Below are 22,984 nucleotides of genomic sequence, written 5' to 3'. Positions count from 1 at the left end.
TTCGCGGAGTAACACTTGACCCAGTCAACGAATCTGTTGAGGTGGTCAAATGAATCGATCCGCGGACCGGGTGGCGACCGTCCGGGCCTTCAACCGCCTGTACACCGGCGTGATCGGCGTCCTCGACGAAGGACCGGCCGACGCCGAGTACTCCCTGAGCGAAGCCAGGGTCATCTTCGAACTCGCGCAGCAGGATTCGACCCAGGTCACCGACCTGCGCAAACGTCTCGACCTCGACGCCGGATACGCGAGCAGGCTGCTCGCGAGACTCGAAGGGCGCGGTCTCCTCACCCGCGAACGCAGTGACGAGGACGCCCGCCGTCAGATCGTCCGGCTGACCGAGGACGGTCGCAAGGCCTTCGCCGTCCTCGACCAACGGTCGGTGGGCAGGATCGGCTCGCTGCTCGGCAAGTTCGGTGAAGACGAGCAGGAGCGGCTGCTCGGCGCCATGGACACGATCACCTCGCTGGTCGGCGAGCGCGCCTCGAGTCCCGCGCTGGTCCTGCGCCCGCCCCGTCCGGGCGACTTCGGCTGGGTCGTTCATCGCCACGGTGCCCTCTACTCCCGCGAGTACGGCTGGGACGAACGCTTCGAAGCACTCGTCGCCCGTGTCGTCGCCGAGTACGTCGACCGGCGCGGAGACCCGCGCCAAGCGAGCTGGATCGCCGAACTCGACGGCGAGCGCGTCGGCAGCATCTTCTGCATGCCCGCCGAAGACGGCACCACCGCGAAACTGCGGATGCTGCTCCTGGAACCGGCCGCGCGGGGACGGGGCGTAGGGAAACGCCTGGTCGCCGAATGCGTCGAGTTCGCGAGGGCATCCGGCTACACGGCGATGGAGCTCTGGACGGTCTCGCTGCTGGACGCGGCACGGGCGATCTATCGGAAGGCCGGCTTCCAGCTGGTGAGCGAAGAGACGATCACGGGCTTCGGATACGAGTTGACCGGGCAGACATGGCGGCTGGAGCTGTGAGGTGTTCGTCGTCTGCTTCCCCACCTGCGATCGCCGGTCCGTGGTCGGGGTCAGTTCGATCGATTTTGTCGACGACCTGGCACCGGGCATGATCTCCGTTTCCGGTCGCTGCCCGGATGGCCACTACGCCGTCCTCCTGACCGGGAAGGCCTTCGCGGCCCACGAACCCTGTGTACGCGAAGTCCGGCAGGTGGTGGAACGCAGGCGGCGCCGGACCAGGCTGGGCGCCTGGTTCGCGCGGCAGCGGGAACTGCACGACCGGCTGTTCCGGTACTGATGTCGATTTGCCGCGGGCTCGTTCGTCTAGGGACCATCGATTCCCAGGGAGGACACCATGCCCCACTACATCGGATTCATCCGTTCCACGACGGACTCGCACGACCACCTCGGCCCCGATGAGGCGCAACGCGTGCTCGAGAGCTATCTGGCCTGGGCGGACGAACGCACCAAGGAGGGCCGCTTCGTCGGTGGCGGCGGGCTGTCGAGGAGCGGCCGGGTGCTGCGCGCTTCGGGCGGCGAGGTCGGCGCGACCGACGGGCCGCACACCGAAGCCACCGAGATCGTCGGCGGCTATCAGGTGATCGAGGCCGCGGACCTCGATCAGGCGGAGAAGATCTTCGCGACGCATCCGCATCTGGCGTTCGGGCCGATCGAGGTGCGCAAGGTCGGCGAACGCGGTTGCGAGGACTGATGCCGAAGTTCGTGGGTCTGATGACCTTCCCGCAGAATTCCGAGCCCGCCGGTGAAGGCCCGGCCGAGAACGGTATCGAGCGGTACTTCGCCTGGCAGGAGGAGTTGCGATCGTCCGGCAAGCTGGTCGCGGCCGCCGGGCCGGCCCCGGAATCGCGGGTGGTGCGCGGCGGGACGATCACCGACGGACCGTTCACCGAAGCGAGTGAGATCGTCGCCGGCTATCTCGTGGTCGAAGCCGCTGATCTCGACGAAGCGGCGAAGCTGTTCGAGACGCATCCGATCGCGGTGGACGGTGTCGGGATGTTCGTGGTCAGCGAGATCGCGCTCGAGCTCGACACTCCACGTGAAGAACACCTGAGCCGCTTCGGGCTTTCATGAGCCGCCCGGCCGGCGTGGTGGAGCATCTGTTCCGGCACAGTGCCGGGCGGATCGTCGCCACGCTGGCCAGGGCGCTCGGCCCCGAACGGCTGGACCTGGCCGAGGAGGCCGTCGCCGATGCGCTGGAACAGGCGCTGCGCACCTGGCCGCAGTGCGGGGTGCCGGACAACCCGCAGGGCTGGTTGTTCCGCGCCGCACGGAACCGGGCGATGGACGTCGTCCGGCGCGAGCAGACGTTGCGCGCCCTGCTGCCCCGGCTCGTGGAGCTCGACGGTCACGCAACCGGCCGTCGGGCGGATGACGAACTCGTGTTGATGCTGCTGTGCTGCCATCCCGCGCTGCCGACTGTCTCGCAGGTGGCGCTGACGTTGAAGACCGTCGGCGGGCTCGGCGTGAACGAGATCGCGGCGGCCCTGCTGACGAAACCGGCGACGGTGGCGCAGCGGCTCGTGCGGGCGAAGAAGTGGTTGCGGGAGTCGGGGAAGCCGCTCTCCCTGCCGGGGCCGGACGCGCTTGAGTCCAGAGTGGACAGTGTGCTGGCCGTGCTCTACCTGCTCTTCAACGAAGGTTACGACGCGACGACCGGCGAGGTCGCGGTGCGCGGCGAGCTGTGCGGGGAGGCGATCCGGCTGGGGCGGCTGCTGCTGGCCGAGCCGAAGACGGATCTGCCGAGGGTGCGGGCGCTGGTCGCGCTGATGCTGTTGCAGGGAAGCAGGCTGCCCGCGCGCGTCGACCGGGAGGGTGACCTGCTGCTGCTCGACGAGCAGGACCGGGACCGCTGGGACCACGCGATGATCACCGAGGGGACGCGGCTCTTCGAGCGGGCGTGCACCGGGCCGGAGATGTCGGCGTACCACGTCGAGGCGGCGATCGCGCTGTGCCACAGCACGGCTTCGCCGCCGGACTGGCGCCGGATCGTCGGCCTGTACGACGATCTGCTGGCGCTGCGGCCGTCACCGGTGGCCCGGCTGAACCGCGCGATCGCGCTTTCGATGGTGGATGGCGCCGTCGCCGGGATCGCCGAACTCGAAGCCATCGAGGCCGACCTGCCGGACTACACCCTGCTGCCCGCCGTCCTCGGCGCCCTGTGGCTGCGGGCCGGCGACCCGGCGCGAGCCGCGGAGCACTACCGGCGAGCGCTCGCGCTGCCCTGCTCGGAACCGCAACGCCGCTTCCTCACCCGACGCCTGACGGCCTGCGCGACAGCTCTCTGACCAGCGCTTTTTCTTGCTCCGCGCGTACCCCAACCCCCACCACTCCCAGGGGGGCGCGCCCCGCACCAGCGTATCGGGAGGGGCTGTCGCGGGGCGGGGTCCGGAGGGATTCGGGGGCGAGTTGTCCACAACGGCGGGTGGGTGTGGACAACTCGGTGCAGGGGGCGCGGGGCAGCGGTGGACGTGTTGCGAAAGCGGAAGCAGCGACGTCGAAGACATCCGCAGTTCACGCGGGCAGGGTTTTCTGGAGGAGTGAACTGGACGGCGTACGTCGACGGCTACTGCGAACGCCTCGCCCCCGGCCTCTGGGGCGAGCCGCTCAACAGCCTCAGCAATCTCGCCTTCCTGATCGCGGCGATCGCCGTCTGGCGGCAACCGAAAGGCCGCGTGTTCGGAGTCCTCATCGGACTGGTGTTCCTCGGCAGCACGGCCTTCCACCTGCTCGCCACCCGCTGGTCCGCTGCCGCGGACACCGGCTTCATCCTGGTGTTCGTCCTGTACTACGCCGCCGTGTTCCCGCACGTGTTCTTCGGCGTCCGCCGCGGGCTGTCCTGGCTCGGCATCCCCGTGTTCCTCGCCTTCACCGCCGTCGTCGCGTCGCTGGGCGGCGGGCTGTACCTCTCGGCGTTGATCGGGCTCGTGGTCTTCGCGGTCATCCTCCGGGGTGAAGACCGGCGCAGATTCGCCGTAGCCGCCGGTGTCTTCGGGGTGTCCCTTTCGTTCCGCACGGCCGACCACACGGTCTGCGGGAACTTCCCCGCCGGGACGCACTTCCTCTGGCACCTGCTGAACAGCCTCGTCCTCTACCTGGCGGCGACCGCGGCCACGAGAAAGGCCGCGTCCCGGCAGGACGCGGCCCCTTCTCACAGCTGACTCAGTGGACGCCGATTTCGCGGAGATCCTTGTCGTGCTCATCGGCGTGGTAGTCCTCGGCCTCGGTGTCGTCCGTGCCGTTGAAGACCTTCAGCCGCCGCGCGATCACCGTGAAGATCACCGCGATCAGCAGGTTCGCGATCAACGCCACGAAACCGACGTAGATCTGCATCGGCGAACCGCTGAACGGGTGCCAGCCGAAGATCGACAGATCGCCGAGCTTCAGCGCCGAGCCACCGAAGTGCGCCTTACCGGTCGCCGGGTTGGGGATGTTGTAGAGCATGATCAGGCCCCAGCCGATGCCGACCACCCAGCCGGCGATCAGGCCCCAGCGGTGGAACCACCGCGTGTAGAGCGAGATCGCGACCGCGGGCAGCGTCTGCAGGATCAGCACACCGCCGATGAGCTGCAGGTCGATCGAGAACTGCGGGTCGATGAACAGGATGAACGCCACCGCGCCGAACTTCACGATCAGCGAAGCGAGCTTGGCCTGCTTCGCTTCCTCGCCCGGCGTCGCGTTCTTCTTGATGTACTCCTTGTAGATGTTGCGGGTCCACAGGTTGGCCGCCGCGATCGACATGATCGCCGCGGGCACCAGCGCGCCGATGCCGATCGCGGCGAACGCGATCCCGGCGAACCACGACGAGAACTGCGTGTCGAACAGCACCGGGACGACGGTGTTCGTGTCGGGCTTGCCGGTCGCGTTGTTGGTGATCGGCGAGACCGACGCGCTGATCGCGACGTAGCCGAGCAGCGCCAGCAGGCCCAGGACCAGCGAGTACGCCGGGAGCGCGACCATGTTCCGCTTGATCACGCTGCGGCCGCGCGAGGCGAGCACGCTGGTGAGCGAGTGCGGGTACAGGAACAGCGCGAGCGCCGAACCGAGCGCCAGCGTGGCGTACTGCAACTGGTTGTTGGCGTTGAGCAGGATGCCGTCCGCCTGCGACGGCGTCTTGTCGAACTTCGCGTCGGCCGCGTCGAAGATCGCCGACCAGCCGCCGAGCTTCGAGGGCAGGTAGATGATCGCCACGATGATCACGAGGTAGATCAGGATGTCCTTGACGAACGCGATCAGCGCGGGCGCGCGAAGACCCGACTGGTAGGTGTAGACCGCCAGGATGATGAAGGCGACCAGCAGCGGCAGGTGACCGACGATGCCGGAGCCGTTGATGCCCATGGTCCGCAGCACCGCTTCGAGCCCGACGAGCTGCAGCGCGATGTACGGCATCGTCGCGATGATGCCGGTGATCGCGATCAGCAGCGCCAGCGTCGGCGAACCGAACCGGCCGCGGACGAAGTCGGCTGGCGTGACGTAGCCGCGGACGCGCGAGACCGACCACATGCGCAGCGCCGGCATCAACACGATCGGGTAGACGATGATCGTGTACGGCAGCGCGAACAGGCCCATCGCGCCGGCGCTGAACATCAGCGCGGGGACGGCGACGAACGTGTACGCCGTGTAGAGGTCACCGCCGAGCAGGAACCAGGTGATCCACGAGCCGAATTTGCGGCCGCCGAGACCCCATTCGTCCAGGTGGTCGAGGGTGTTGCCGGCCTTCCAGCGCGACGCGACGAAGCCGAGCACGGTGACCACCGCGAAGAGGATCGTGAAGATGATCAGCTCTGGCCATTGGATGTTGGTCACTTGACGTCCCCCTCGTCGAGCTCGTCCACGGACAGCCGATCGGGACGCTCACTGGTCGGCTTGTCCTTGGTCATCACGTAGACGATCCAGGTGCACACGACACCGACCACCACGAACACGAATTGGAACCAGTAGAAGAACGGCATCCCGAACAGCCGGGGACCGTCCGAATTGAACAAGGACGTGATCAGCACCAGCAACGGGATGATCAACAGGAGGTTCCAGGGGCTGAACTGAAAGCCCCTCACCTTCCCGTCTGCCTTACCTGACGCCATCGGACCTCACCTAACGTTCCCGTACCCCCGGATGGTCCCGATGACCCTAGAACCTCTCCCCCGCCCGGGTCACGCGTGCCCGATATCGATTTGATCAGCGACGCCCCATACGACGAAGGGCGGTTGCCGTCGGAGTCCCCGCCGGATATCAATAGCCGCAAGTCGCGAACAGGAACTTCGCACGCAAGATCAAAGGGGCATCGGATGAAGAAACTCCGCTATGCGGTGGTGATCCCGGCTGTCGCCGGCACCATGCTGGCCGGGTTCACGCCTGCGTTCGCAGGGCCGGAGGCTGCCGGGCAGCAGCCGCTGAACTCCACCAACATTCCGGCGAAGTACGCGGACCAGAAGCTGGACTGGCACAAGTGCACCGCCAGTGAGCTGCCGTCCGCGCCGCCTCCGGGGGCCGAGAACATCGAGTGTGCGACCTACCGCGCGCCGCGTAACTGGTACAAGACGAACGAGAACATCGACCTGACGATCGCCGTCAGCCGCCTCGCCGCCACCAGCGGCAAGGCGACGGCCAGCGTCATCACGAACCCGGGTGGCCCCGGCGCTCCGGGCCGTAACTTCCCGGCCCGTCTGCGTAACCAGACGAAGCTGCGCGTGAACCAGGAGATCATCGGTCTCGACCCGCGCGGCACCGGCAAGAGCACGAACATCACCTGCGGCAACGCGATCGGCACCGGCTCGGACCTCGACCCGCGCGACCGCAGCCGGGCGAACCTCAACCTGATCCTGGACGCCACCAAGTACGCGGCGGACTCCTGCCAGGTGAAGTCCGGCGAGCTCGGCCCGCTCATCAACACCGCGCAGACCATCCGCGACATCGACCTGCTGCGGGTCCTGCTGGGCCGCGACAAGATCAACTGGGTCGGCTACTCGGCGGGCACCTGGATGGGCGCGCACTACGCGCAGCAGTTCCCCACCCGGACCGGGCGCTTCCTGCTCGACTCCGCGACCGAGTTCACCACCACCTGGCAGAACTCGTTCGACTGGCAGCCGCTCGGCTTCGAGCGCCGCTGGCGCCAGGACTTCCTGCCGTGGATCGGCAAGTACGACAAGGTCTACGGCTTCGGCAAGACCGGTGAAGCCGCACGCCAGACCTACGAGAAGGTGCGCTTCGCGCTGACGCAGAACCCGGTCGAGGTGGACGGCGTCCCGGTGTCTGCCAACGCCCTCGACTCGACCATCGCGTCGTACCTTTACAACAAGCGCAACTTCACGGCACTCGCCGACTACTTGGTCAATCTGAAGACGCTGACCGAGGGCACCTCGACGCAGCAGCAGAAGGCCACGGCCGCGCAGAAGGTCAAGGCGGAGACGGTGGACGGTGACGGCGTCATCGGCCCGCAGCCGCTGTTCGTCCCGACCGACGGCGACTCCTACAACGCCAGCTTCTGGACCATCCCCTGCAACGAGGGCAAGTGGACCGGCAACCGGCAGAGCGTCATCCGTCAGTCGCAGAAGCTGATCGACCGCGATCTGCCGCTGCTCGGCGCCGGCTGGCTGATCCAGCCGTGCATCTTCTGGAAGAACAAGCCGGTCGACCTGCCGAAGCTCGACGGCCGCGGTGTCCCGCCGGTGCTGATCGTCCAGTCGGTGAACGACCCGGCGACCCCGCTCGAGGGCGCGACCCGTGCGCACCGCGCGTTCGCCGGCTCGCGGATGATCACCGTGACCGGTGAGGGTGACCACGGTATCTACGCCGGCGGCAACGCGGGTGTGGACAAGGTCGTGGAGGACTACCTCGTCGACGGCAAGGTGCCGAACGACCAGAGCCTCCCCGGACTCCCACTTCCGGTGCCAGCGGGCGCCTGAAGCCACTAGGGATTGTGGCCCCGTCGAGTTTCGGCTCGGCGGGGCCCTTTTCTTGGGGTTGTCCACGACCTGTGCACAGAGTTGTCCACAGGCTGGGGGTAACTCGGTGGGGACAACTCGGTCGCCTGGACCGAAGTCGCGTGATCGGAGCCGTAACTCGCGTGACTGAAGGCGGATCTCGCGTGCGCCTGGCCGTACCGGTATTAGTATTGGCGCCATGGTGCGAGTGCCGTTGACGGACGAGGAACGCGAACGCGGCGAGCGGCTGGGGCTGGCGCTCCGGGACGCGCGCGCGGCGTCGTCGCGGAGCATGGTCGAGGTCGCGGCCGAGGCCGGGATCTCGGTCGAGACGCTCCGGAAGATCGAGACCGGGCGGATCCCGACGCCCGCCTTCTTCACGGTGATGGCGATCGCGGACGCCGTCGGGCTGCCGCTGGACGTGCTGCGAGCGGCAGCCGAGCACGGCACCTCACAGGTCGCGGAAGCGAGTTAGGGGCGCAGGGCGGCCAGGGCGTGTGCCCGGTCGTTCAGGTAGAGGAAGCCGTCGATCGGCAGGTCGAAGCTGTTCAGCAGGCTTTCCAGCGTGGCGTATTCGTCCACGCCCAGCCGCAGGTTCTCGTTCATCGCGTGCGCGACGAGGACGTCGGCCAGTTCTTCCCACTCACCCGACCAGTGCAAGGTGCGGTAGAACGCCAGGACGTCCGGCGCGATCCGGCCGGAGATCTGGTCGAGCAGGCTGTCGCCGAAGAAGCTGATCCGGCCGGCGGCCAGGTCGGCGACGGTCGGGTTCGCCGGGTCGGCGGCGGTGTCTGGGTTGCGGACCACGCCGGGGCCCGCCACCGGATAGCCCGTCTTGACGTGGCCGTTGTCCTCGACCAGCACGATCAGGTGCACGCCGTACCGTTCGCCGGCGCACCGCCAGCGGCCGTTGTGGAGTCTGACGCGGGGTTCGCTCGGATCGTTCGCGACGTCCTTGATCACCGCGATGATCTGCTCGTCGGTCCAGCCCGCGGGGAACTCGCTGGTCGCCCGCCGCCCCTTTCCCGGTGCGTGCCCGCCGCCCACTCGTGCTCCTTTCGTCGCATCGAGGGTAACCCGCGTTCGGAGTATTCGAATGATCCGAACGCGGGAACGGGTGACCTCAGGCGATCACGCTGAGCAAGACGGCACCGACGACGAGCACATCGACTCCCCGCAGGGCCTGGAATCCGGCCGCTCCGCCGCTGACGTCGTAGTTCATCGGCGGCCGGGTCGCCGTCCGCGACGCGGCGACGACGGCGAGCGGGATCGCCAGCCACACCGGCCAGTCTGGGACCGCTCCGAGCGTCAGCGTCACCAGGCCGGCCAGGAGCCCCCAGGCGAGGCCGAGCAGCGCGACCACCAGGCCGTTGACCAGCCGCAACTCCCAGTCGGACGCGCCGAGCCAGCGCCTGCGGCCGGGGTTGCGCCACAGTTCGCCGAGCCCGCCGACGAACGGCACGAGCGCCGCGTACGCGCCGAGCGCGAACAGCGGCGCGACCGGGATGGCCGGAAAGGCCAGGTGCGCGACGCCGACCAGGCACGCGATCACCACACTGGCCGCCGCGTAGCGCATCCGGCCGAGCACCCCGGCCCACGCGAGCCGCAGCGTCGTCGGCCTCCGCAGCGACAACCACGGCACCGGCTTCGATTCCGGGATCAGCAGCATGGGATCCATGAAGACCGCGGCCATCGCCCGCAGGAGTCGCGCGTTCCAGCCGTCGACGAGTTCCTGACGCCCGGCCCCGGACATCGGCTCGCCACCGAAGGCCACCGCGACCGCCACCACGAACAACGCGCCCGCCAGCACCTCGACGGCGATCGGGCCCCACCCCGCGACGGCGACCGCCAGGCCGGCCATGGCGAGCACGACCGGCGCGAGCGTCTCCCCGCGGATCGCCGTCCGCCGCGCGGTGACCGCCGCCAGGATCGCCCCGGAGGCCGTCAGCGCCGACATCGCGATCCACACGTCCTTCGAGCCGCCGCCGATCGCGGTGACCAGTGCCCCGGTGTAGCCGACCACCAGGACCAGCGCGAACCAGAGCGTCCACATCCGCTTGACGACGACACGGCGCCGGTCGACGCGGGCGAAGTCCATCCATGTCAGCGCCGCCGGCTCGGCCCAGACGAAGCCGCGGCGCAGCAGGCCGCGCCAGAACATCGCGCACAGCACGATCAGCAGCCCGAACACCGCCGGGAAGTCCACAACGGACTGTCCAAAAAGGAAATCCCGGAGCTTCGGCAGGTTCTGGAAGGCGGTGAACAGCGCGCCGAAACCGAACAGTGCCAAGAAGGTCTGGTAGTCGCCGTTGAACAGGCCGCCGAATCGCTGTCGTCCGGGGACGTGCGTGGGCGCTTTCGTGGTCACCACAACTCAAGCGTGGAGTCGGCCGCTTCGAGCAGCGGGGGATGGTGCGTGGCCACGACGACGGCCGCCCTGGCCTCGGTCGACCGCTTGATCAACGACGTCAGCCACTCCTTCCCGGCGGCATCGAGCGCCCGCTCGGGCTCGTCGAGCAGCAGGACGTCGTGCGGCCGCGCCGTCGCACCGAGGAGCAGCAGACGACGGCGTTGCCCGGCCGAGAACTTGCCCGCCGTGACCTTCGCGCGTTCCGATAGGCCCGCGTCCGCCAGGAGCGCGTCGAAATCGCCGAGCTCGGCGCCGAACGAGCCCTCCAGCAGTTCGAGATGCTGGAGCGGAGTCAGCTCGGCGAAGAAGTCGGAATCGTCGAACAGCACGGAAACCTTGCGGCGGAAGGAAACATCGCGTTCGTCGGGCTTACCGCCCGCGACGACGACGCGGCCCCGCTGCGGGGTCTGCGTTCCGTACAGGCACCGCAGCAGGGTCGACTTCCCGACCCCGTTGGGGCCGACGATGACGGCACATTCGCCCGCCTCGACCTCGAAATCGAGTCCGTCGAACAGCCAGTGCTCCCCAGCCTGGACGCCGAGCCCGCGTACGTCGATCATTGGCCGCGCAACGACTCGATCACCGGTGCGAGCGCGTCCATGTTGTGCTCCAGCACGGTGAAATAGGTGAAACCGAATCGCTCGCGGTGGGCAAGGATCTGTTCGGCGATCTGCTCGTGGGTGCCGACGAGAGCCGTCGGAAGTTCGGCGAGCTGGTCGACGGTGAGGTTGCCTTCGAGCAGCTCTCGCAGGCTCTCCAAACCCTTTCGCCGGTCTTCGACCACGGCGACGAAATGCGAGAGGATATTGAATTCGGCAGCGCGGCCGTTCAGTTTTCCGCGGACGAAGTTCACTCGCTCTTCGATTCCGGCGGCGTCGTCGACGGCGAGCGCGCCGCCGTCGGGAACGGCCGCCGTGCCGGTGAATCCGATGATGTCGGCGTGTTCGGCGGCGAGGGTGAGCAGCCTGTCGCCGCGTCCGGCGATCATCAGCGGCGGACCCGGCTTCTGCACCGTCGGCGGTTTGTGGTTTACGTCGGCATAGAGACGCTTGAGCTCTTTGATGGTGTTTTCGAGGTGGTCGACGCGTTTTCCGGCGCGGGGGAACTCAATACCCGCCGCTTCGAATTCGGCTTTCACGTAACCGGCCCCCAGGCCGAGCTCCAGCCTGCCCTCGGTGAACTGGTCCGTGCCGGTGACGTCGCGGGCCAGCAGCACCGGGTTGTAGAAGGCGGTGTTGATGACGAAGGTGTTGAGCCGAGGGCGGCTCGTCACCTCGGCGGCGAGCACGAGGGCCGGGAACGGCGGTGCCATGCCGAGATGGTCGGCCGCGCCGATCACGTCGAATCCGAGGCCCTCGGCCTTGCGGCACTTCTCGACCCACGCCGCACGGCTCTCCGGGACGACCATGTTGACGCCGAATTTGACCATGCGGCCACGGTACCGAGAGCGAAAGAAGAAGGCCTCATCCCCGGGAATGACTCCGGGGATGAGGCCCACTCCGACGTTCGGACGATCAGCCGAGACGCTGCTTGAGCGCCTCCAGTTCGTCACGCAGCGACGACGGGACCTTGTCGCCGATCTTCTCGAACCACTCCTCGATGAGCGGCAGTTCCTGGCGCCACTCTTCGGCGGAGACGTCGAGCGCGGCCTGGATGTCGGCCAGCGGCTCCTTGAGGCCGTCGGTGTCGAGGTCCTCGGCGTTCGGAACGAAACCGACCGGGGTCTCCTTCGCGTTGCCCTTGCCCTCGACGCGGTCGATGACCCACTTCAGGATCCGCGAGTTCTCGCCGAAGCCCGGCCACAGGAAGCGGCCGTCGTCGCCACGGCGGAACCAGTTGACGTAGAAGATCTTCGGCAGCTTGTCCGCGTCTGCGTTCTTGCCGAGGTCCAGCCAGTGCTTGAAGTAGTCACCGGCGTGGTAGCCGAGGAACGGCAGCATGGCCATCGGGTCGCGGCGCACGTTTCCGACCGCTCCGGCGGCGGCCGCGGTGGTCTCCGACGACATGGTGGCGCCCATGAACACGCCGTGCTGCCAGTCGCGGGCCTCGTTCACCAGCGGGACCGTGGTCTTGCGGCGGCCGCCGAACAGGATCGCCGAGATCGGCACACCCTGCGGGTCGTCCCACTCGGGCGCGAGGATCGGGCACTGCGACATCGGCGTGCAGTAGCGCGAGTTCGGGTGCGCGGCCTTCTCTTCCGACTCCGGCGTCCAGTCCTGCTTCTTCCAGGAGGTGGCGTGCGCGGGCTTCTCGCCCATGCCCTCCCACCAGACGTCGCCGTCGTCGGTGAGCGCGACGTTCGTGTAGACCGTGTTGCCCTTTTCGATGGTGCGCATCGCGTTGGGGTTGGTGTGCCAGTCGGTGCCCGGCGCGACGCCGAAGAAGCCGAACTCCGGGTTCACCGCGTACAGGCGGCCGTCCTCGCCGAACCGCATCCACGCGATGTCGTCACCGAGGGTCTCGGCGCGCCAGCCGGGGATGGTCGGCTGCAGCATGGCGAGGTTGGTCTTGCCGCAGGCGCTCGGGAACGCCGCCGCGACGTAGTGGACCTTGTCCTCGGGCGAGATCAGCTTGAGGATCAGCATGTGCTCGGCCAGCCAGCCCTCGTCGCGGGCGATGACCGAGCCGATGCGCAGCGAGTAGCACTTCTTGCCCAGCAGCGAGTTGCCACCGTAGCCGGAGCCGTAGCTCCAGATCTCACGGGTCTCGGGGAAGTGCGAGATGTACTTGGTGGTGTTGCACGGCCACGAGACGTCCTCCTGGCCCGGCTCCAGCGGCGCGCCGACGGAGTGCAGGGCGGGGACGAACGCGCGCTCGGTGCCGTCCTCGGTGACGAACTTGTCCAGCGCGGCCTTGCCGGCGCGGGTCATCACGCGCATGGAGGCGACGACATAGGCGAAGTCGGTGATCTCGATGCCGAGCTTGGGGTCCTCGGCTCCGAGGGGGCCCATGCAGAAGGGGATCACGTACATCGTGCGACCGCGCATGCATCCGCGGTACAGCTCGGTCATCGTGGCCTTCATCTCGGCCGGGTCCATCCAGTTGTTGGTGGGACCGGCGTCCTCTTCGTTCTGCGAACAGATGAAGGTGCGCTCTTCGACGCGGGCGACGTCATTCGGGTCGGAAGCGGCCCAGTACGAGTTGGGCTTCGCGTCGAGCTGCACGAACGTGCCAGCCGAGACCAGCTCGGCGTTGATCCGCGCGGCCTCTTCGTCGGACCCGTCGACCCACACCACGCGGTCCGGAGTGGTCAGTTCGGCGACCTCCCGGACCCAGGACAGCACGCCACTGTGCGTCGTCGGCGCATTTTCCAGTCCAGGGATGGCGACTGCGGTCATCTCTACTCCTGACTTCCGACGGCAGAAGCCCACATCGGGAACGACGCTGTTCCGATGCGGGCTTCGATGCCGGCGACCGAATGGCTTCGCACACCGGCGGGAAAGCCGGTGTGCGGGTTTTGGGATTCCCCGAGAGTAGCCGGATGACCGGCAGGTAACCGAGAGCTGACCTGTCGGTTCTCTCACAAGAACGATAAGGGAATCGATTCAGTATCACCGGAATGGGCCATACGCAGAAATTCTTCCGGTGATCGACGGCACAAGCGCGAGGCGCGCGAAGGACGAATCGGACATGAGAAAGCCCGGTACGAGGTGCCGCACCGGGCTGTTCTGTGACCAGGATTACAGGAATTGCCGCTTCGAATTGGCCTGAACCATTCTTGCATTGGTCCAGGCCAATTCCGGAATCAGTTGGGGCTGATCCACTGGCCGGTGGCGGAATCGATCTTCGCCACACCTTCGAGTGTTTCGGTGCCCGCGCCACCCCACGCCGCGTCGCCCGCCGGGTCGCCTTCGGTCGCCGGGACGGTCGCGAAAGCCGCGCCGATGTCGTTGTTGACCACGCCGCTGCCGACCTCGGTCCACTGGCCGGGCCCGGTGTGCTCGTAGGTCTTGGAGTTGCCGGAGGCGTCGGTCTCGACCGCGATGTCGGCGCTGCCGTCGCCGTCCTTGTCGGTGAAGGCGATCGTGCGGCCGTCCTCCGTCTGGACGACGGCGGTGTCGGGGGTTCCGTCACCGTCGGTGTCGATGGTCGGCGGGCCGACCTCGACGTCGCCGCTGGGCATGTCGGCGTGCATGGTGCCGCTGGTGCCCGCGTCGGAACCGTCGTCGTTGCCGCCGCCACCCGCTTCGACCCAGGAGCCGGAGGCCTCGTCGTAGACGGCCTCCTGGACGACCTTGCCGTTCTCGTCGAGCACCGCGTACTGGTCGGCTTCGCCGTCGCCGTCGGTGTCGACGAACGCCTGGCCGGTGCCGTCCTCGTGCTGGATGACCGCGGCGTCGTTGACGCCGTCCTTGTCGAGGTCGTAGTTGAGCTCGGCCTGGTACTCCTCGCCGTCAACGTGGACAGTGACCGCCTCCGTGGAGCCAGTCTCGGTGTCCGTGCCGCCGCTCTCGTCGACCCACATGGGATAACCCCCTCGTTGACCTGCTGGTGTGTCGAAGCTTATGACTCACCGTAGGCCGGTTCGGTTCCGGTCCACAACAGGACCACCCGCCTGAACCGTCCGGAGCGGGTCACTTCGACAGATGGTCGATCGCCGGAGCGATCACCACGCCGATGAGGAGGACCACCCCGACGATGAGGATCACCACCGCCACGATGGCGCGGAGCACCCGCAGGATCAGCTTCTTGCGGCCCTGAGGGTCACGGGCCATTTCGCTCAGCCGCCGCAGCTTCGCGGGTTGCGGGGGAAAGGTCACGCTTGATTGTCGCGCAGTGACCGAATGCGACCGAGCAGGGCCTCAGCGCGGTCTCGGCCGTCCGAGACGTCCTTCAGGCGCTTCGCCACCACTGAGATCTTCTTCGCCCGCTCCTGCGCGCCCATCTTGATCGTCTTGTCGACTTCCTTCAGCTCCGCCTCGATCGCGTCGATGCGGCGGCCGAGGGCTTCGTCGAGCGCCATCGACAGCTGCTGTTCGGCCTCGATCAGCTGCTCCGCGACGAGCTGGTCCAGCGTGGACCGCGCGTCGGCGATCGCCTCGACCAGCCATTGCTTCATATGTTGCTTGTCCGACGCGTGTTTGCGGGTCCGCGCCATCCACCAGCCGGCGCCGAGGCCGATGATGATCGTGGCGGGCAGGATCACCGGGTTCAGGATCGCGACCCCCGCCAGCGGCAGCGCGGCGACCTTGCCCGCGCCGAGGCCACCGGAAACCCCCATGAAGATGAGCAGTTTGTCCTCGGCGGTCGGCGGTTTCTTGTCCGGCGGGCGCAGCACGACCGGCGGGCCGCCCGCCCTGGCGAACTGGCCGCGGATGATTTCGAGCTCTTCGGGCGAGAACAGCTCCGAAAGCGCGACGTTGGTGACCTGGTTGAGCCGCTGCGAGAGCAGCATCGAGATCCGCTGCGACGTCGTCTGCAACGCGATGTCGACCTGCTGGGGCAGCGCGGCGAGGGCGTCCCGTTTCGCGCCGTCGATCAGCTGCCGGAAATGCGTCGACGCGTCGCGCATCTGCCTGCTGGTCTCGTGCCCGACCTCGACGCGGGTCCGCTGGATCTCCGCGCGCAGTTTCAGTTGCCAGCCCCGCGTCGAAGACCGGCGTTCGGTGGTCAGGTCGTCACGACGCTGGCGCAGCTGTTCGGCTTCGGCCTCACCGGCGGACAGCGCGCGGCTTTCCGCCTGAAGCTTCGCCTTGAGCTCGCCGAGCGCGCTCGACAGCGCGCGCAGGGTGTTGGCCTCGCCCAGCATCGCCGAGCGGCCGACCAGCATCTCCTGCAACGCGCCCTGCAACGCGGCGATCCCGGCCTTCTCGCGCAGCATCGTGGCCATCTGCTCGTTCGGGGCCTTGGCCGCCGTCTCGAACATGCGCGCGGAAACCGGGTGGAACACCGCGTCGGCGAACCGGGGGGCGTGCTCGGCGAGCAGCCGCCGGTCGGCTTCGAGGACCTCGCGCCAGCCGCGGAACTGGTCGGTCTTGGTCAGCGCGAACAGCACGGTCTCGACGCGTTCGCCCATGTCGTGCAGGAATTGCAGCTCCTGAGAGGTGAACGGCGAGGAGGCGTCCACGACGAACAGCAGCGCGGTGGCGCCGGCGGCGGCCTCCTTCGCGAGTTCACCGTGCATCGAGTCGAGCCCGCCGACCCCGGGAGTATCCACAATGGACACTCGTTCGAGCAGCGGGACCGGGCCGGAGACCTCGACGTAACGCGGCGGGATCTGCCCTTCCGGCAGTTCGTGCGCGGCCGAAACCCAGTGGATCAGATCGTTGAGGTTGATCGGCACCGGCGCCAGCTGGCCCGGATAGCAGGCCTGCGCGGCCCACTGCTCGGCGTGCTCGAAGACGAGATACGTCGCGGTGGCGACGTCGGCGTCCACAGGGGACAGTCCCGGCATGGACAGGAGGGCGTTCACGAGCGAGCTCTTGCCGCGGTTGGTCTCGCCGACCACCACGACCGACGGCTTCTTCGGCCGCGCCTTCCGGATGTCCTCGACCCACTTCGCGGCCTGAGGATCGGCTTCGCGGACGACAGTGAGCAGTTGTTCGCGCGTGCTCTTCACGACCGCCGGAAGATTCGCCGCAGCGCTCGGAGCGGTCACAGGGCCTTCTTCGCGTAGACGATGACGATCGGCGCGCGCAGGACCCGCTCGTGATCGGCGAAACCGACCACCTCGGTCTCCGCGACGAGCCCTTCGAGCGCCGGATCCTCGGTCGCGACCGCGCCGCCCGCCTCGTGCACGGCGGGATCGAACCGCTCACCGTCCGGGCGCAGGGCACGGACGCCGATCCCGGCGAGACCGTGTTCGAGCCGCTCGACGACGCCGCCGCTGCGGGCGCGATCGAGGGCGTACAGGCACAGCTGGATCAGCGCCTGCCTGTCGGCGAGAGCCTGTTCGAGGTCGGCCGGACCCGTGGTCGTGGACTCCACATCGGTCTTCGACGCGGCTTCGACGGCCTCGGTTCCCTCGGTCGGCGAAGTCTCGCCGACCGCTTCGGCGATGATCGCCGCCGAGATCTGACCGGTCGGCACGTCGTCCGGATTCACGTCTTCGACCGCCTTCTTGCGCAGCCAGGCACCCACCCGAATCGACCCCCGTAACTGGTGTCCCGGGCCTACCGATCAGCCCGGGGAGATTTCACCAGTGTCGGGCACGTGCCCGCCAGCCGGGGGCGGAATCGGCAGAACGGGACGGAGGAATCTGGCGATCAGCTCCTTCATCACCGCGAGTTCCGCCGCCGGATCGAGGTCCGGCTCCAGAATCACGCGGGAAAGCGGGGCGTCGACCAAGGCGACGAGCCAGCTGGCCACCGTCTTCGGATCGAAACCGGGATCGATCCGGCCCGCGTCCACCGCCCGCGTCACCAGGCCGACGAGACCGTCGCGCAGTGCGCGGTCGTTGCCCTGGATGAGCCTGGCCAGATCGGCGTCGCGGGAACACTGCGCCGCGACCTCGAGGACGAGCTTGGCGATGACAGGGTGCAGAAGCTGTTCCGATACGTGGGTGATGACCTGGAGGATGGCTTCCCCCGGATCCTCGATCTGTTCGGCGGCCGCGAGCAGGGCCGCGGTCTCGTCGGCGTCCTGCTCGAAGATGCCGACGAACACCGCGCGCTTGTTCGGGAAGTAGTGGAAGAGGCTGCCGGTGCTGATCCCCGCGGCGCGGCAGATCTCCGCCGTCGTCGTCTTCTCGAAGCCCTTCATCGCGAAGCAGCCCGCGGCGGCGTCGAGGATGGCTCGGCGTTTCGCCTCGTGCTTGGCCGGGTCGACCGTCCTCATTTCACCGCCGGCGGCTCGTCAAGCCACGGGTAGCCGTGGTCGAGGAAGGCCTTGGCGACGGCCTTGCGGTCGACGTCGCCCTTCTGCCGCACCAGTTCCCGGCCGTCGGCGGCGAGCAGGACCAGCTCCTTGCCGTCGAGGAAGACGGCTTCCAGCTGTGCTTCGTACGCGCGGCTGCGGCCCTTGGTGGTCAGCGTGATGCGGGTCGGCGTCACCTTGACGATCAGCCGCTCGTGCGCCCAGACCGCGGCGAAGAACAGGCCGAGGGCCAGGCCGACGCCGATCCCGGTGACCATGCCCCATGGCCGCGGCATGTCCGAGACGAGCTGGAAGGGGCCCTTGAACGGGACCCAGCTCAGGGACGCCACCCAGCCCGAAATCGACTGGAGGAACCAGCCCAGCGCGGCGCCCGCCAGCGGACAGCCGACCCAAGAGGCCGTGCGCAGCCACTGGGGCTCGTCGACGATCGTTTCCATGCGCCCATTATTAGACCGAGCGCTCGGTTTATCAATCCGCGCCTTTAGTCGACTACTTGCCTGGAGGCCTTCCGGCGCCTGACCGCGGTCGGGGCAAGTAGTCGACTAAAGGCGCGGATCGCGGGAGGTCAGTCGCGGATCTGCTGCCAGATGAGGAAGTACGCCCGGTGCACGACGTGCGCGACGCGGCTCTGGGCGGGCGTCGCGCCGAAGGACGCGAAGGAGCGCCACCAGCCGGCACGCTCCAGAGCGTGGGCCGCCAGCTCGGCGCGCGGAGCACCCGGCTTGCCGAGCTGGGCGCCGATGTCGGCGTTGCTGCCGACCCGCAGGACCTCCTCGGACAGATCCTCGGGCATGTCGACGGCGCCGGACGCGACCAGCGTGAGCGCTTCGAGCAGCCGCAGCTGGTGTGCCTCGGGCTTGGCGAGCAGGACCTCGATCGCGTCGTGGACGCGCTGCCGTTCGGCCGGGTCGCCGGACGCGTGGGCCAGCGCGGTGACCGAAGCCAGCGCGGCGGCCGCCTTGATGCCGTCGGCGCGGGCGGCGAAGACGATGCTCAGCCGCTGGCGGACCGCTTCGAGACCGGAGGCGTCGAGCAGCTTCCGGCGAAGCGAGCCCGCGGTGATCTCGGGTTCCTTGCGGATCGCCTCGACGGCGTACCGCACGCCGAACAGGTCCAGCTTCTCCAGCAGCCGCAGCCGGGTGCCCGCCGCGACGTCGCATTCCCAGCTGGTGAAGATATCCGCCGAGATCAGCATGGTCTCGAGGATGTCGTCGTCCATCTCGGCCAGCTGGCGCAGTGCTTCGGCATCGGGCGAGGTGAACCCGCCGGACTCGGCAGACTCCGCGATCAGCCCGATCACCGGCAACACGTCCGCGACGCGGGGCTTCAGCGTCGCGGCCTGCTTCTCCGAGAGCAGCGTCGCGGCCTTCCACACGTCGCCGCCCGAGCCTTCGACCGACTCGGGCGCGATGGTGTCCGCCTTGTTGAGCACCGCGATCGCGTTGACCGGGCCCGCCTCGCGGCTCGCGGTCGCGGCGGTGAACGCGGCGAGCGCCTGCTGGTCGTCGGCTCGCACGCCCTGGGTGACCACGTAGAGCACGGCCTCGGCGCCCGCGACGGCGTTGCGCGAGGTGTCGTCCAGCTCGTCGGAGCCTTCTTCCTCCTCGTCACCCTCGTCGGGCTTACGGTGCTTCGCCGCGCCCAGCAGCTCCTCGGTCCGCGACACCGAAGCGGCGTCGAGCGAGCCGAGGCCCGGGGTGTCGATGACGGTCATGCCCTGCAGGACCGCGTTGGTGAGGTACGCCTCGATATGCGAGACCTTGTCGATGTCGATGCCCAGCTCGGCCGGGATCATCCCGTCGGCGGAGAAGGGCAGCACCTGTTTGCGGCCGTCGGTGAAGACGATCTCGACCCGATCGACCGTGCCGTACTGGAACCTGGTCACCAGCCGGGTGCACTCGCCGACGTCGGTCGGCGCGACCCGGCGCCCGATCAGGGCGTTGACCAGGGTGGACTTCCCCGATTTGATCCGGCCCGCGACGGCGACCTGCAGCGGGCCGCCCAAGCGCCGCAGCACCTCGGCGAAACCGGCCGCGGTCCGCGCGGACACCTGGGGCTGGAGGCGGTGGCAGAGGTTCGCCACCGACATCGACAGCGGGCCGGCGAGACGGCCCTGCTCCGTCGCTGAGGTCACGGTGCCCACCCCTCCCAGTCGTCGAGCACACCGAGGGAATCGTGCCATGCCGCTCATCCTCGGGTCGCACCGAAGGTGGTACCGGCGACCGACGCGCGAGCGGCACGGGCCGACATAGTGTTACCAGGTGCGACGGTTGAGCCTCTGGATGCGTGCCCACCCCATAGCGGGGGACAGTCTCATCGCCGTCGTCCTCCTGCTGACCGATCTGCTGCTCTACGTGGCCGCGGTCGAGACGCCGGAAGTCCCGATGCCGCCCTGGTACGTGACGGTTCCGCTGGACATCGCGATGGTCGCCCCGCTGGTCTTCCGGCGGAAGGCGACGCTGTGGTCGGCGTACCTGGTGCTGCTGATCGGCATCCCGCACAGCGCGCTGGAACTCGGCGCGGCGAGCGGGCTGGCGATGATGATCAGCATCTACTCGGTGCTGGTCTACGTCGGACGCAAACAGGGCCTGCTGTACCTGGTGATCACGCTGGTCACCTCGGCGCTCCAGCTGTGGGCCGACCCGCCGGAGGACGTCTGGGTGCTGGCGATCATCGGCGTCTTCTCCAGCGCACTGTGCTGGACGCTCGGCGAGTTCGCCGGCGCGAGGCGCGCCTATCACGAGGAGGTGGAAGCCAGGTTGCATCTACTTGAGACGGAACGGGACCAGGCGACCAGGATCGCCGTCGGCGAAGAACGCGGACGGATCGCCCGTGAGCTGCACGACGTCGTCGCGCACGCGGTGAGCGTGATGGTCGTGCAGGCCGACGGCGCGTCCTACGCGGTCGACGGGAATCCCGAGATGGCGAAACGGGCCTTGCAGACGATTTCGGAGACCGGCCGCGGCGCGCTCGCCGAGCTGCGGCGGCTGCTGGACGTGCTCCGCAGCGACGGCGACGACGAGCCGCGCGTGCCGCAGCCGGACGCCAGCGCGCTGACCGACCTCGCGGACCGGATCCGCCAGGCGGGGGTGCCGGTGACGCTGGCGATCGGTTCGGACGCGCTCGCCGGGCTGCCCGCCGGGGTGTCCCTCGGCGTGTACCGGATCGTGCAGGAGTCGCTGACGAACACGCTGAAACACGCCGGCCAGGGCGCGCAGGCCGAGGTGGTGGTGCGGCGGGAGGCGGACGTGATCGACGTCAAGGTCACCGACGACGGCGCCGGCCGCGCGAAACAGCTGGTGCCCGCGGCGGCGAAGCACGCCGCGCCGCCGCGAAAACTCGCCGTCCCCGGTGGGAACGGATTGATCGGAATGAGGGAACGGGCGAACGTCTTCGGCGGCACGCTGGAGGTCGGGCCCGCCCCCGGTGGAGGGTGGCAGGTGCACGCGAGGCTCCCGGTTAGGTTGGCGACGTGATACGGGTGGTGGTCGTCGACGACCAGGAATTGATGCGCGTCGGGTTCCGGATGGTCCTGGGCGCGCAGGCCGACATCGATGTCGTCGGCGAGGCGGGTGACGGCGCGCAGGCCATCCGCCTGGCGGAGGAACTGCGGCCCGACGTCGTGCTGATGGACGTCCGGATGCCGGTGCTGGACGGGGTCGAGGCGACGAAACGGATCGTCGAGGCCGGGACGGCGCGGGTGCTCGTGATGACGACGTTCGACCTGGACGAGTACGTCTATTCGGCGTTGCAGGGCGGGGCGAGCGGGTTCCTGCTGAAGGACACGCAGCCGGATCACCTGGTGTCGGCGCTGCGGGCGGTCGCTTCGGGCGACGCCGTGGTCTCGCCGTCGGTGACCCGGCGGCTGCTCGACCGGTTCGTCGGCGGCGGCGGGAAGCCCCTGCGGGACGCGGCCGAGCTCGACGTCCTCACCGAACGGGAGCGGGAGGTGCTCGTGCTGATCGCGAAGGGCCTCTCGAACCTGGAGATCGCCGAGACGCTGTTCCTGTCCGAAGCGACGGTGAAGACGCACGTCGGGCGGATCCTGTCGAAGCTGGATCTGCGTGACCGGGTGCAGGCCGTGGTGCTCGCCTACGAGACCGGGCTGGCGCGTCCCGGGGTCACCTGAGAAGTCCTCGGAAAAGTGGTCATTCGGTGAGCACTTTGGGGCGGATCCTTGTCTTCAGAGCCACTACCTGAGGAGAAGGAAATGCTGCGAGGTCTCACCACCACCACGTTCTACGCCGACGACATGACCGCCGCGATCGAGTGGTACTCCGATCTCTTCGGGATCGAGCCGTACTTCGTCCGCAACGGCCCCGACGGGACGCCGGCGTACGTCGAGTTCCGGATCGGCGACTACCAGCACGAGTTCGGCCTGGTCCGCGGCGACTTCCGGCCGTCGATGGCCCAGCCCGGCCCCGGTGGCGCCATCGCGAACTGGGCCGTCGACAACGTCGAGGACGCCTTCGCGAAGCTGCTCGAGAAGGGCGCGAAGGAGTACGAGCCGGTCATAGAGCGCGGGCCTGGCTTCGTGACCGCGTCCGTCGTCGACCCGTTCGGCAATGTCCTCGGCGTCATGTTCAACCAGCACTACCTGGACGTGCTGGCCGGGAAGAAGTAGTGAGGGTAGGGCCTCCTCCCCTACCCGGAAAGCCAGGATCCCCGCGAAGTCGGATAGCTGCGGTGGTCGTGAGTGGCGATTCGGGTTCTATTGAGGGGTCAGTCAAATGTGGCGTGACCCTGGACTGGCCGACAGGAGTCAGCCGCGCTCTTCAGCGTCCACAAGGGACGCTTTCCGGCGACGAAATGCCTGCTTCAAGGCCATATGCCCGGTTTGACGAGGGTGTCGTGAGTGGCAAGTAGGGT

25 protein-coding genes are annotated in these 22,984 nt (G+C 68.3%); 11 read left to right on the top strand and 14 right to left on the bottom strand.

Annotation, left to right across the window (positions count from 1 at the left end; genetic code table 11):
* Positions 1 to 49: 49 nt before the first annotated feature.
* The 6 genes from AC0685_RS03235 (at position 50) to AC0685_RS03210 (ending at position 4,131) form a co-directional block, all read left to right on the top strand.
* Positions 50 to 973, top strand: a complete 924-nt coding sequence (locus AC0685_RS03235) for a bifunctional helix-turn-helix transcriptional regulator/GNAT family N-acetyltransferase (RefSeq protein ID WP_478224018.1) — start codon at positions 50 to 52, stop codon at positions 971 to 973.
* A 1-nt stretch (position 974) separates the two neighbouring features.
* The gene (locus AC0685_RS03230; protein ID WP_478224017.1) at positions 975 to 1,250 is read left to right on the top strand and encodes a hypothetical protein; all 276 of its coding nucleotides are present in this window, start codon (positions 975 to 977) and stop codon (positions 1,248 to 1,250) included.
* A 57-nt stretch (positions 1,251 to 1,307) separates the two neighbouring features.
* Positions 1,308 to 1,664, top strand: coding sequence for a YciI family protein (locus tag AC0685_RS03225; protein WP_478224016.1), 357 nt, complete (start codon positions 1,308 to 1,310; stop codon positions 1,662 to 1,664).
* Positions 1,664 to 2,044 (top strand): YciI family protein, encoded by a 381-nt coding sequence (locus AC0685_RS03220; RefSeq protein WP_478224015.1) that lies wholly within the window; start codon positions 1,664 to 1,666, stop codon positions 2,042 to 2,044. Before AC0685_RS03225 ends, AC0685_RS03220 begins: the two co-directional genes overlap by 1 nt.
* The gene (locus AC0685_RS03215) at positions 2,041 to 3,258 is read left to right on the top strand and encodes an RNA polymerase sigma factor (RefSeq protein ID WP_478224014.1); all 1,218 of its coding nucleotides are present in this window, start codon (positions 2,041 to 2,043) and stop codon (positions 3,256 to 3,258) included. The genes AC0685_RS03220 and AC0685_RS03215 overlap by 4 nt, the downstream gene beginning before the upstream one ends.
* Positions 3,259 to 3,510: 252 nt before the next feature.
* A complete protein-coding gene (locus AC0685_RS03210; RefSeq protein WP_478224013.1) occupies positions 3,511 to 4,131 on the top strand; it encodes a hypothetical protein in 621 nt (206 codons plus the stop codon).
* Between the two features lies 1 nt (position 4,132).
* Here the strand turns inward: AC0685_RS03210 and mctP are convergent, their stop codons facing one another.
* Together mctP and AC0685_RS03200 are read right to left on the bottom strand one after the other, a co-directional pair.
* Positions 4,133 to 5,776, bottom strand: coding sequence for a monocarboxylate uptake permease MctP (mctP, locus tag AC0685_RS03205; RefSeq protein WP_478224012.1), 1,644 nt, complete (start codon positions 5,774 to 5,776; stop codon positions 4,133 to 4,135).
* A complete protein-coding gene (locus AC0685_RS03200) occupies positions 5,773 to 6,051 on the bottom strand; it encodes a DUF3311 domain-containing protein (RefSeq protein WP_340687210.1) in 279 nt (92 codons plus the stop codon). Before AC0685_RS03200 ends, mctP begins: the two co-directional genes overlap by 4 nt.
* 204 nt (positions 6,052 to 6,255) lie before the next feature.
* Here AC0685_RS03200 and AC0685_RS03195 point away from each other — a divergent pair, with 204 nt between their 5' ends.
* The gene (locus tag AC0685_RS03195) at positions 6,256 to 7,872 is read left to right on the top strand and encodes an alpha/beta hydrolase (RefSeq protein WP_478224011.1); all 1,617 of its coding nucleotides are present in this window, start codon (positions 6,256 to 6,258) and stop codon (positions 7,870 to 7,872) included.
* A 217-nt stretch (positions 7,873 to 8,089) separates the two neighbouring features.
* Positions 8,090 to 8,365 (top strand): helix-turn-helix domain-containing protein, encoded by a 276-nt coding sequence (locus AC0685_RS03190; RefSeq protein ID WP_340687212.1) that lies wholly within the window; start codon positions 8,090 to 8,092, stop codon positions 8,363 to 8,365.
* Here AC0685_RS03190 and AC0685_RS03185 read toward each other — a convergent pair.
* From AC0685_RS03185 to AC0685_RS03130, 12 genes are all read right to left on the bottom strand, one after another.
* Positions 8,362 to 8,937, bottom strand: a complete 576-nt coding sequence (locus AC0685_RS03185; protein ID WP_478224010.1) for an EndoU domain-containing protein — start codon at positions 8,935 to 8,937, stop codon at positions 8,362 to 8,364. The two genes, AC0685_RS03190 and AC0685_RS03185, sit on opposite strands and share 4 nt — an antisense overlap.
* A gap of 76 nt (positions 8,938 to 9,013) precedes the next feature.
* Positions 9,014 to 10,261, bottom strand: a complete 1,248-nt coding sequence (locus AC0685_RS03180) for a DUF6297 family protein (RefSeq protein WP_478224009.1) — start codon at positions 10,259 to 10,261, stop codon at positions 9,014 to 9,016.
* Entirely contained in the window at positions 10,255 to 10,860 is a 606-nt protein-coding gene (locus tag AC0685_RS03175; RefSeq protein WP_478224008.1) for an ABC transporter ATP-binding protein, read from the bottom strand. Before AC0685_RS03175 ends, AC0685_RS03180 begins: the two co-directional genes overlap by 7 nt.
* Entirely contained in the window at positions 10,857 to 11,729 is an 873-nt protein-coding gene (locus tag AC0685_RS03170; RefSeq protein WP_478224007.1) for an LLM class F420-dependent oxidoreductase, read from the bottom strand. The genes AC0685_RS03175 and AC0685_RS03170 overlap by 4 nt, the downstream gene beginning before the upstream one ends.
* Positions 11,730 to 11,814: 85 nt before the next feature.
* Complete coding sequence (locus AC0685_RS03165) at positions 11,815 to 13,638, bottom strand: phosphoenolpyruvate carboxykinase (GTP) (RefSeq protein WP_478224006.1); 1,824 nt, start codon at positions 13,636 to 13,638, stop codon at positions 11,815 to 11,817.
* A gap of 407 nt (positions 13,639 to 14,045) precedes the next feature.
* A complete protein-coding gene (locus AC0685_RS03160; protein WP_478224005.1) occupies positions 14,046 to 14,765 on the bottom strand; it encodes a DUF6802 family protein in 720 nt (239 codons plus the stop codon).
* A 109-nt stretch (positions 14,766 to 14,874) separates the two neighbouring features.
* Complete coding sequence (locus AC0685_RS03155) at positions 14,875 to 15,060, bottom strand: hypothetical protein (RefSeq protein WP_478224004.1); 186 nt, start codon at positions 15,058 to 15,060, stop codon at positions 14,875 to 14,877.
* Complete coding sequence (locus AC0685_RS03150; protein WP_478224003.1) at positions 15,057 to 16,898, bottom strand: dynamin family protein; 1,842 nt, start codon at positions 16,896 to 16,898, stop codon at positions 15,057 to 15,059. Before AC0685_RS03150 ends, AC0685_RS03155 begins: the two co-directional genes overlap by 4 nt.
* Positions 16,895 to 17,380 (bottom strand): nucleotide exchange factor GrpE, encoded by a 486-nt coding sequence (grpE, locus tag AC0685_RS03145; protein WP_478224002.1) that lies wholly within the window; start codon positions 17,378 to 17,380, stop codon positions 16,895 to 16,897. The genes AC0685_RS03150 and grpE overlap by 4 nt, the downstream gene beginning before the upstream one ends.
* Before the next feature lie 39 nt (positions 17,381 to 17,419).
* Positions 17,420 to 18,076, bottom strand: coding sequence for a TetR/AcrR family transcriptional regulator (locus AC0685_RS03140; protein WP_478224001.1), 657 nt, complete (start codon positions 18,074 to 18,076; stop codon positions 17,420 to 17,422).
* Positions 18,073 to 18,552 carry a YqeB family protein gene (locus AC0685_RS03135; RefSeq protein ID WP_478224000.1) on the bottom strand — a complete coding sequence of 160 codons (480 nt, stop codon included), beginning with the start codon at positions 18,550 to 18,552 and terminating at the stop codon, positions 18,073 to 18,075. The genes AC0685_RS03140 and AC0685_RS03135 overlap by 4 nt, the downstream gene beginning before the upstream one ends.
* A 128-nt stretch (positions 18,553 to 18,680) precedes the next feature.
* Positions 18,681 to 20,204 (bottom strand): dynamin family protein, encoded by a 1,524-nt coding sequence (locus AC0685_RS03130; protein ID WP_478224451.1) that lies wholly within the window; start codon positions 20,202 to 20,204, stop codon positions 18,681 to 18,683.
* Between the two features lie 193 nt (positions 20,205 to 20,397).
* Between AC0685_RS03130 and AC0685_RS03125 the strand changes: the two genes are divergently transcribed.
* From AC0685_RS03125 to AC0685_RS03115, 3 genes are all read left to right on the top strand, one after another.
* Complete coding sequence (locus AC0685_RS03125; RefSeq protein WP_478224450.1) at positions 20,398 to 21,591, top strand: sensor histidine kinase; 1,194 nt, start codon at positions 20,398 to 20,400, stop codon at positions 21,589 to 21,591.
* A complete protein-coding gene (locus AC0685_RS03120) occupies positions 21,588 to 22,244 on the top strand; it encodes a response regulator (protein WP_034314242.1) in 657 nt (218 codons plus the stop codon). Before AC0685_RS03125 ends, AC0685_RS03120 begins: the two co-directional genes overlap by 4 nt.
* Positions 22,245 to 22,325: 81 nt before the next feature.
* Positions 22,326 to 22,739: a VOC family protein gene (locus AC0685_RS03115; RefSeq protein WP_478223999.1), complete on the top strand. Its 414-nt coding sequence runs from the start codon at positions 22,326 to 22,328 to the stop codon at positions 22,737 to 22,739.
* The last annotated feature ends 245 nt before the right edge of the window (positions 22,740 to 22,984 follow it).

The sequence above is a fragment of the Amycolatopsis sp. NPDC043889 genome, from assembly GCF_056435645.1.
The sequence above is the reverse complement of the archived record's forward strand: the minus strand, read 5'-3'. Positions and strand labels throughout refer to the sequence as shown.

Coding starts and splice junctions, on each gene's coding strand:
- AC0685_RS03215 (WP_478224014.1), top strand. CDS start 2,041: ATGAGCCGCCCGGCCGGCGTGGTGGAGCATCTGTTCCGGCACAGTGCC.
- AC0685_RS03190 (WP_340687212.1), top strand. CDS start 8,090: ATGGTGCGAGTGCCGTTGACGGACGAGGAACGCGAACGCGGCGAGCGG.
- AC0685_RS03170 (WP_478224007.1), bottom strand. CDS start 11,729: ATGGTCAAATTCGGCGTCAACATGGTCGTCCCGGAGAGCCGTGCGGCG.
- AC0685_RS03135 (WP_478224000.1), bottom strand. CDS start 18,552: ATGGAAACGATCGTCGACGAGCCCCAGTGGCTGCGCACGGCCTCTTGG.
- AC0685_RS03125 (WP_478224450.1), top strand. CDS start 20,398: ATGCGTGCCCACCCCATAGCGGGGGACAGTCTCATCGCCGTCGTCCTC.
- AC0685_RS03225 (WP_478224016.1), top strand. CDS start 1,308: ATGCCCCACTACATCGGATTCATCCGTTCCACGACGGACTCGCACGAC.
- AC0685_RS03235 (WP_478224018.1), top strand. CDS start 50: ATGAATCGATCCGCGGACCGGGTGGCGACCGTCCGGGCCTTCAACCGC.
- AC0685_RS03220 (WP_478224015.1), top strand. CDS start 1,664: ATGCCGAAGTTCGTGGGTCTGATGACCTTCCCGCAGAATTCCGAGCCC.
- AC0685_RS03130 (WP_478224451.1), bottom strand. CDS start 20,204: ATGTCGGTGGCGAACCTCTGCCACCGCCTCCAGCCCCAGGTGTCCGCG.
- AC0685_RS03175 (WP_478224008.1), bottom strand. CDS start 10,860: ATGATCGACGTACGCGGGCTCGGCGTCCAGGCTGGGGAGCACTGGCTG.
- AC0685_RS03140 (WP_478224001.1), bottom strand. CDS start 18,076: ATGAGGACGGTCGACCCGGCCAAGCACGAGGCGAAACGCCGAGCCATC.
- AC0685_RS03165 (WP_478224006.1), bottom strand. CDS start 13,638: ATGACCGCAGTCGCCATCCCTGGACTGGAAAATGCGCCGACGACGCAC.
- AC0685_RS03200 (WP_340687210.1), bottom strand. CDS start 6,051: ATGGCGTCAGGTAAGGCAGACGGGAAGGTGAGGGGCTTTCAGTTCAGC.
- AC0685_RS03115 (WP_478223999.1), top strand. CDS start 22,326: ATGCTGCGAGGTCTCACCACCACCACGTTCTACGCCGACGACATGACC.
- AC0685_RS03160 (WP_478224005.1), bottom strand. CDS start 14,765: ATGTGGGTCGACGAGAGCGGCGGCACGGACACCGAGACTGGCTCCACG.
- AC0685_RS03195 (WP_478224011.1), top strand. CDS start 6,256: ATGAAGAAACTCCGCTATGCGGTGGTGATCCCGGCTGTCGCCGGCACC.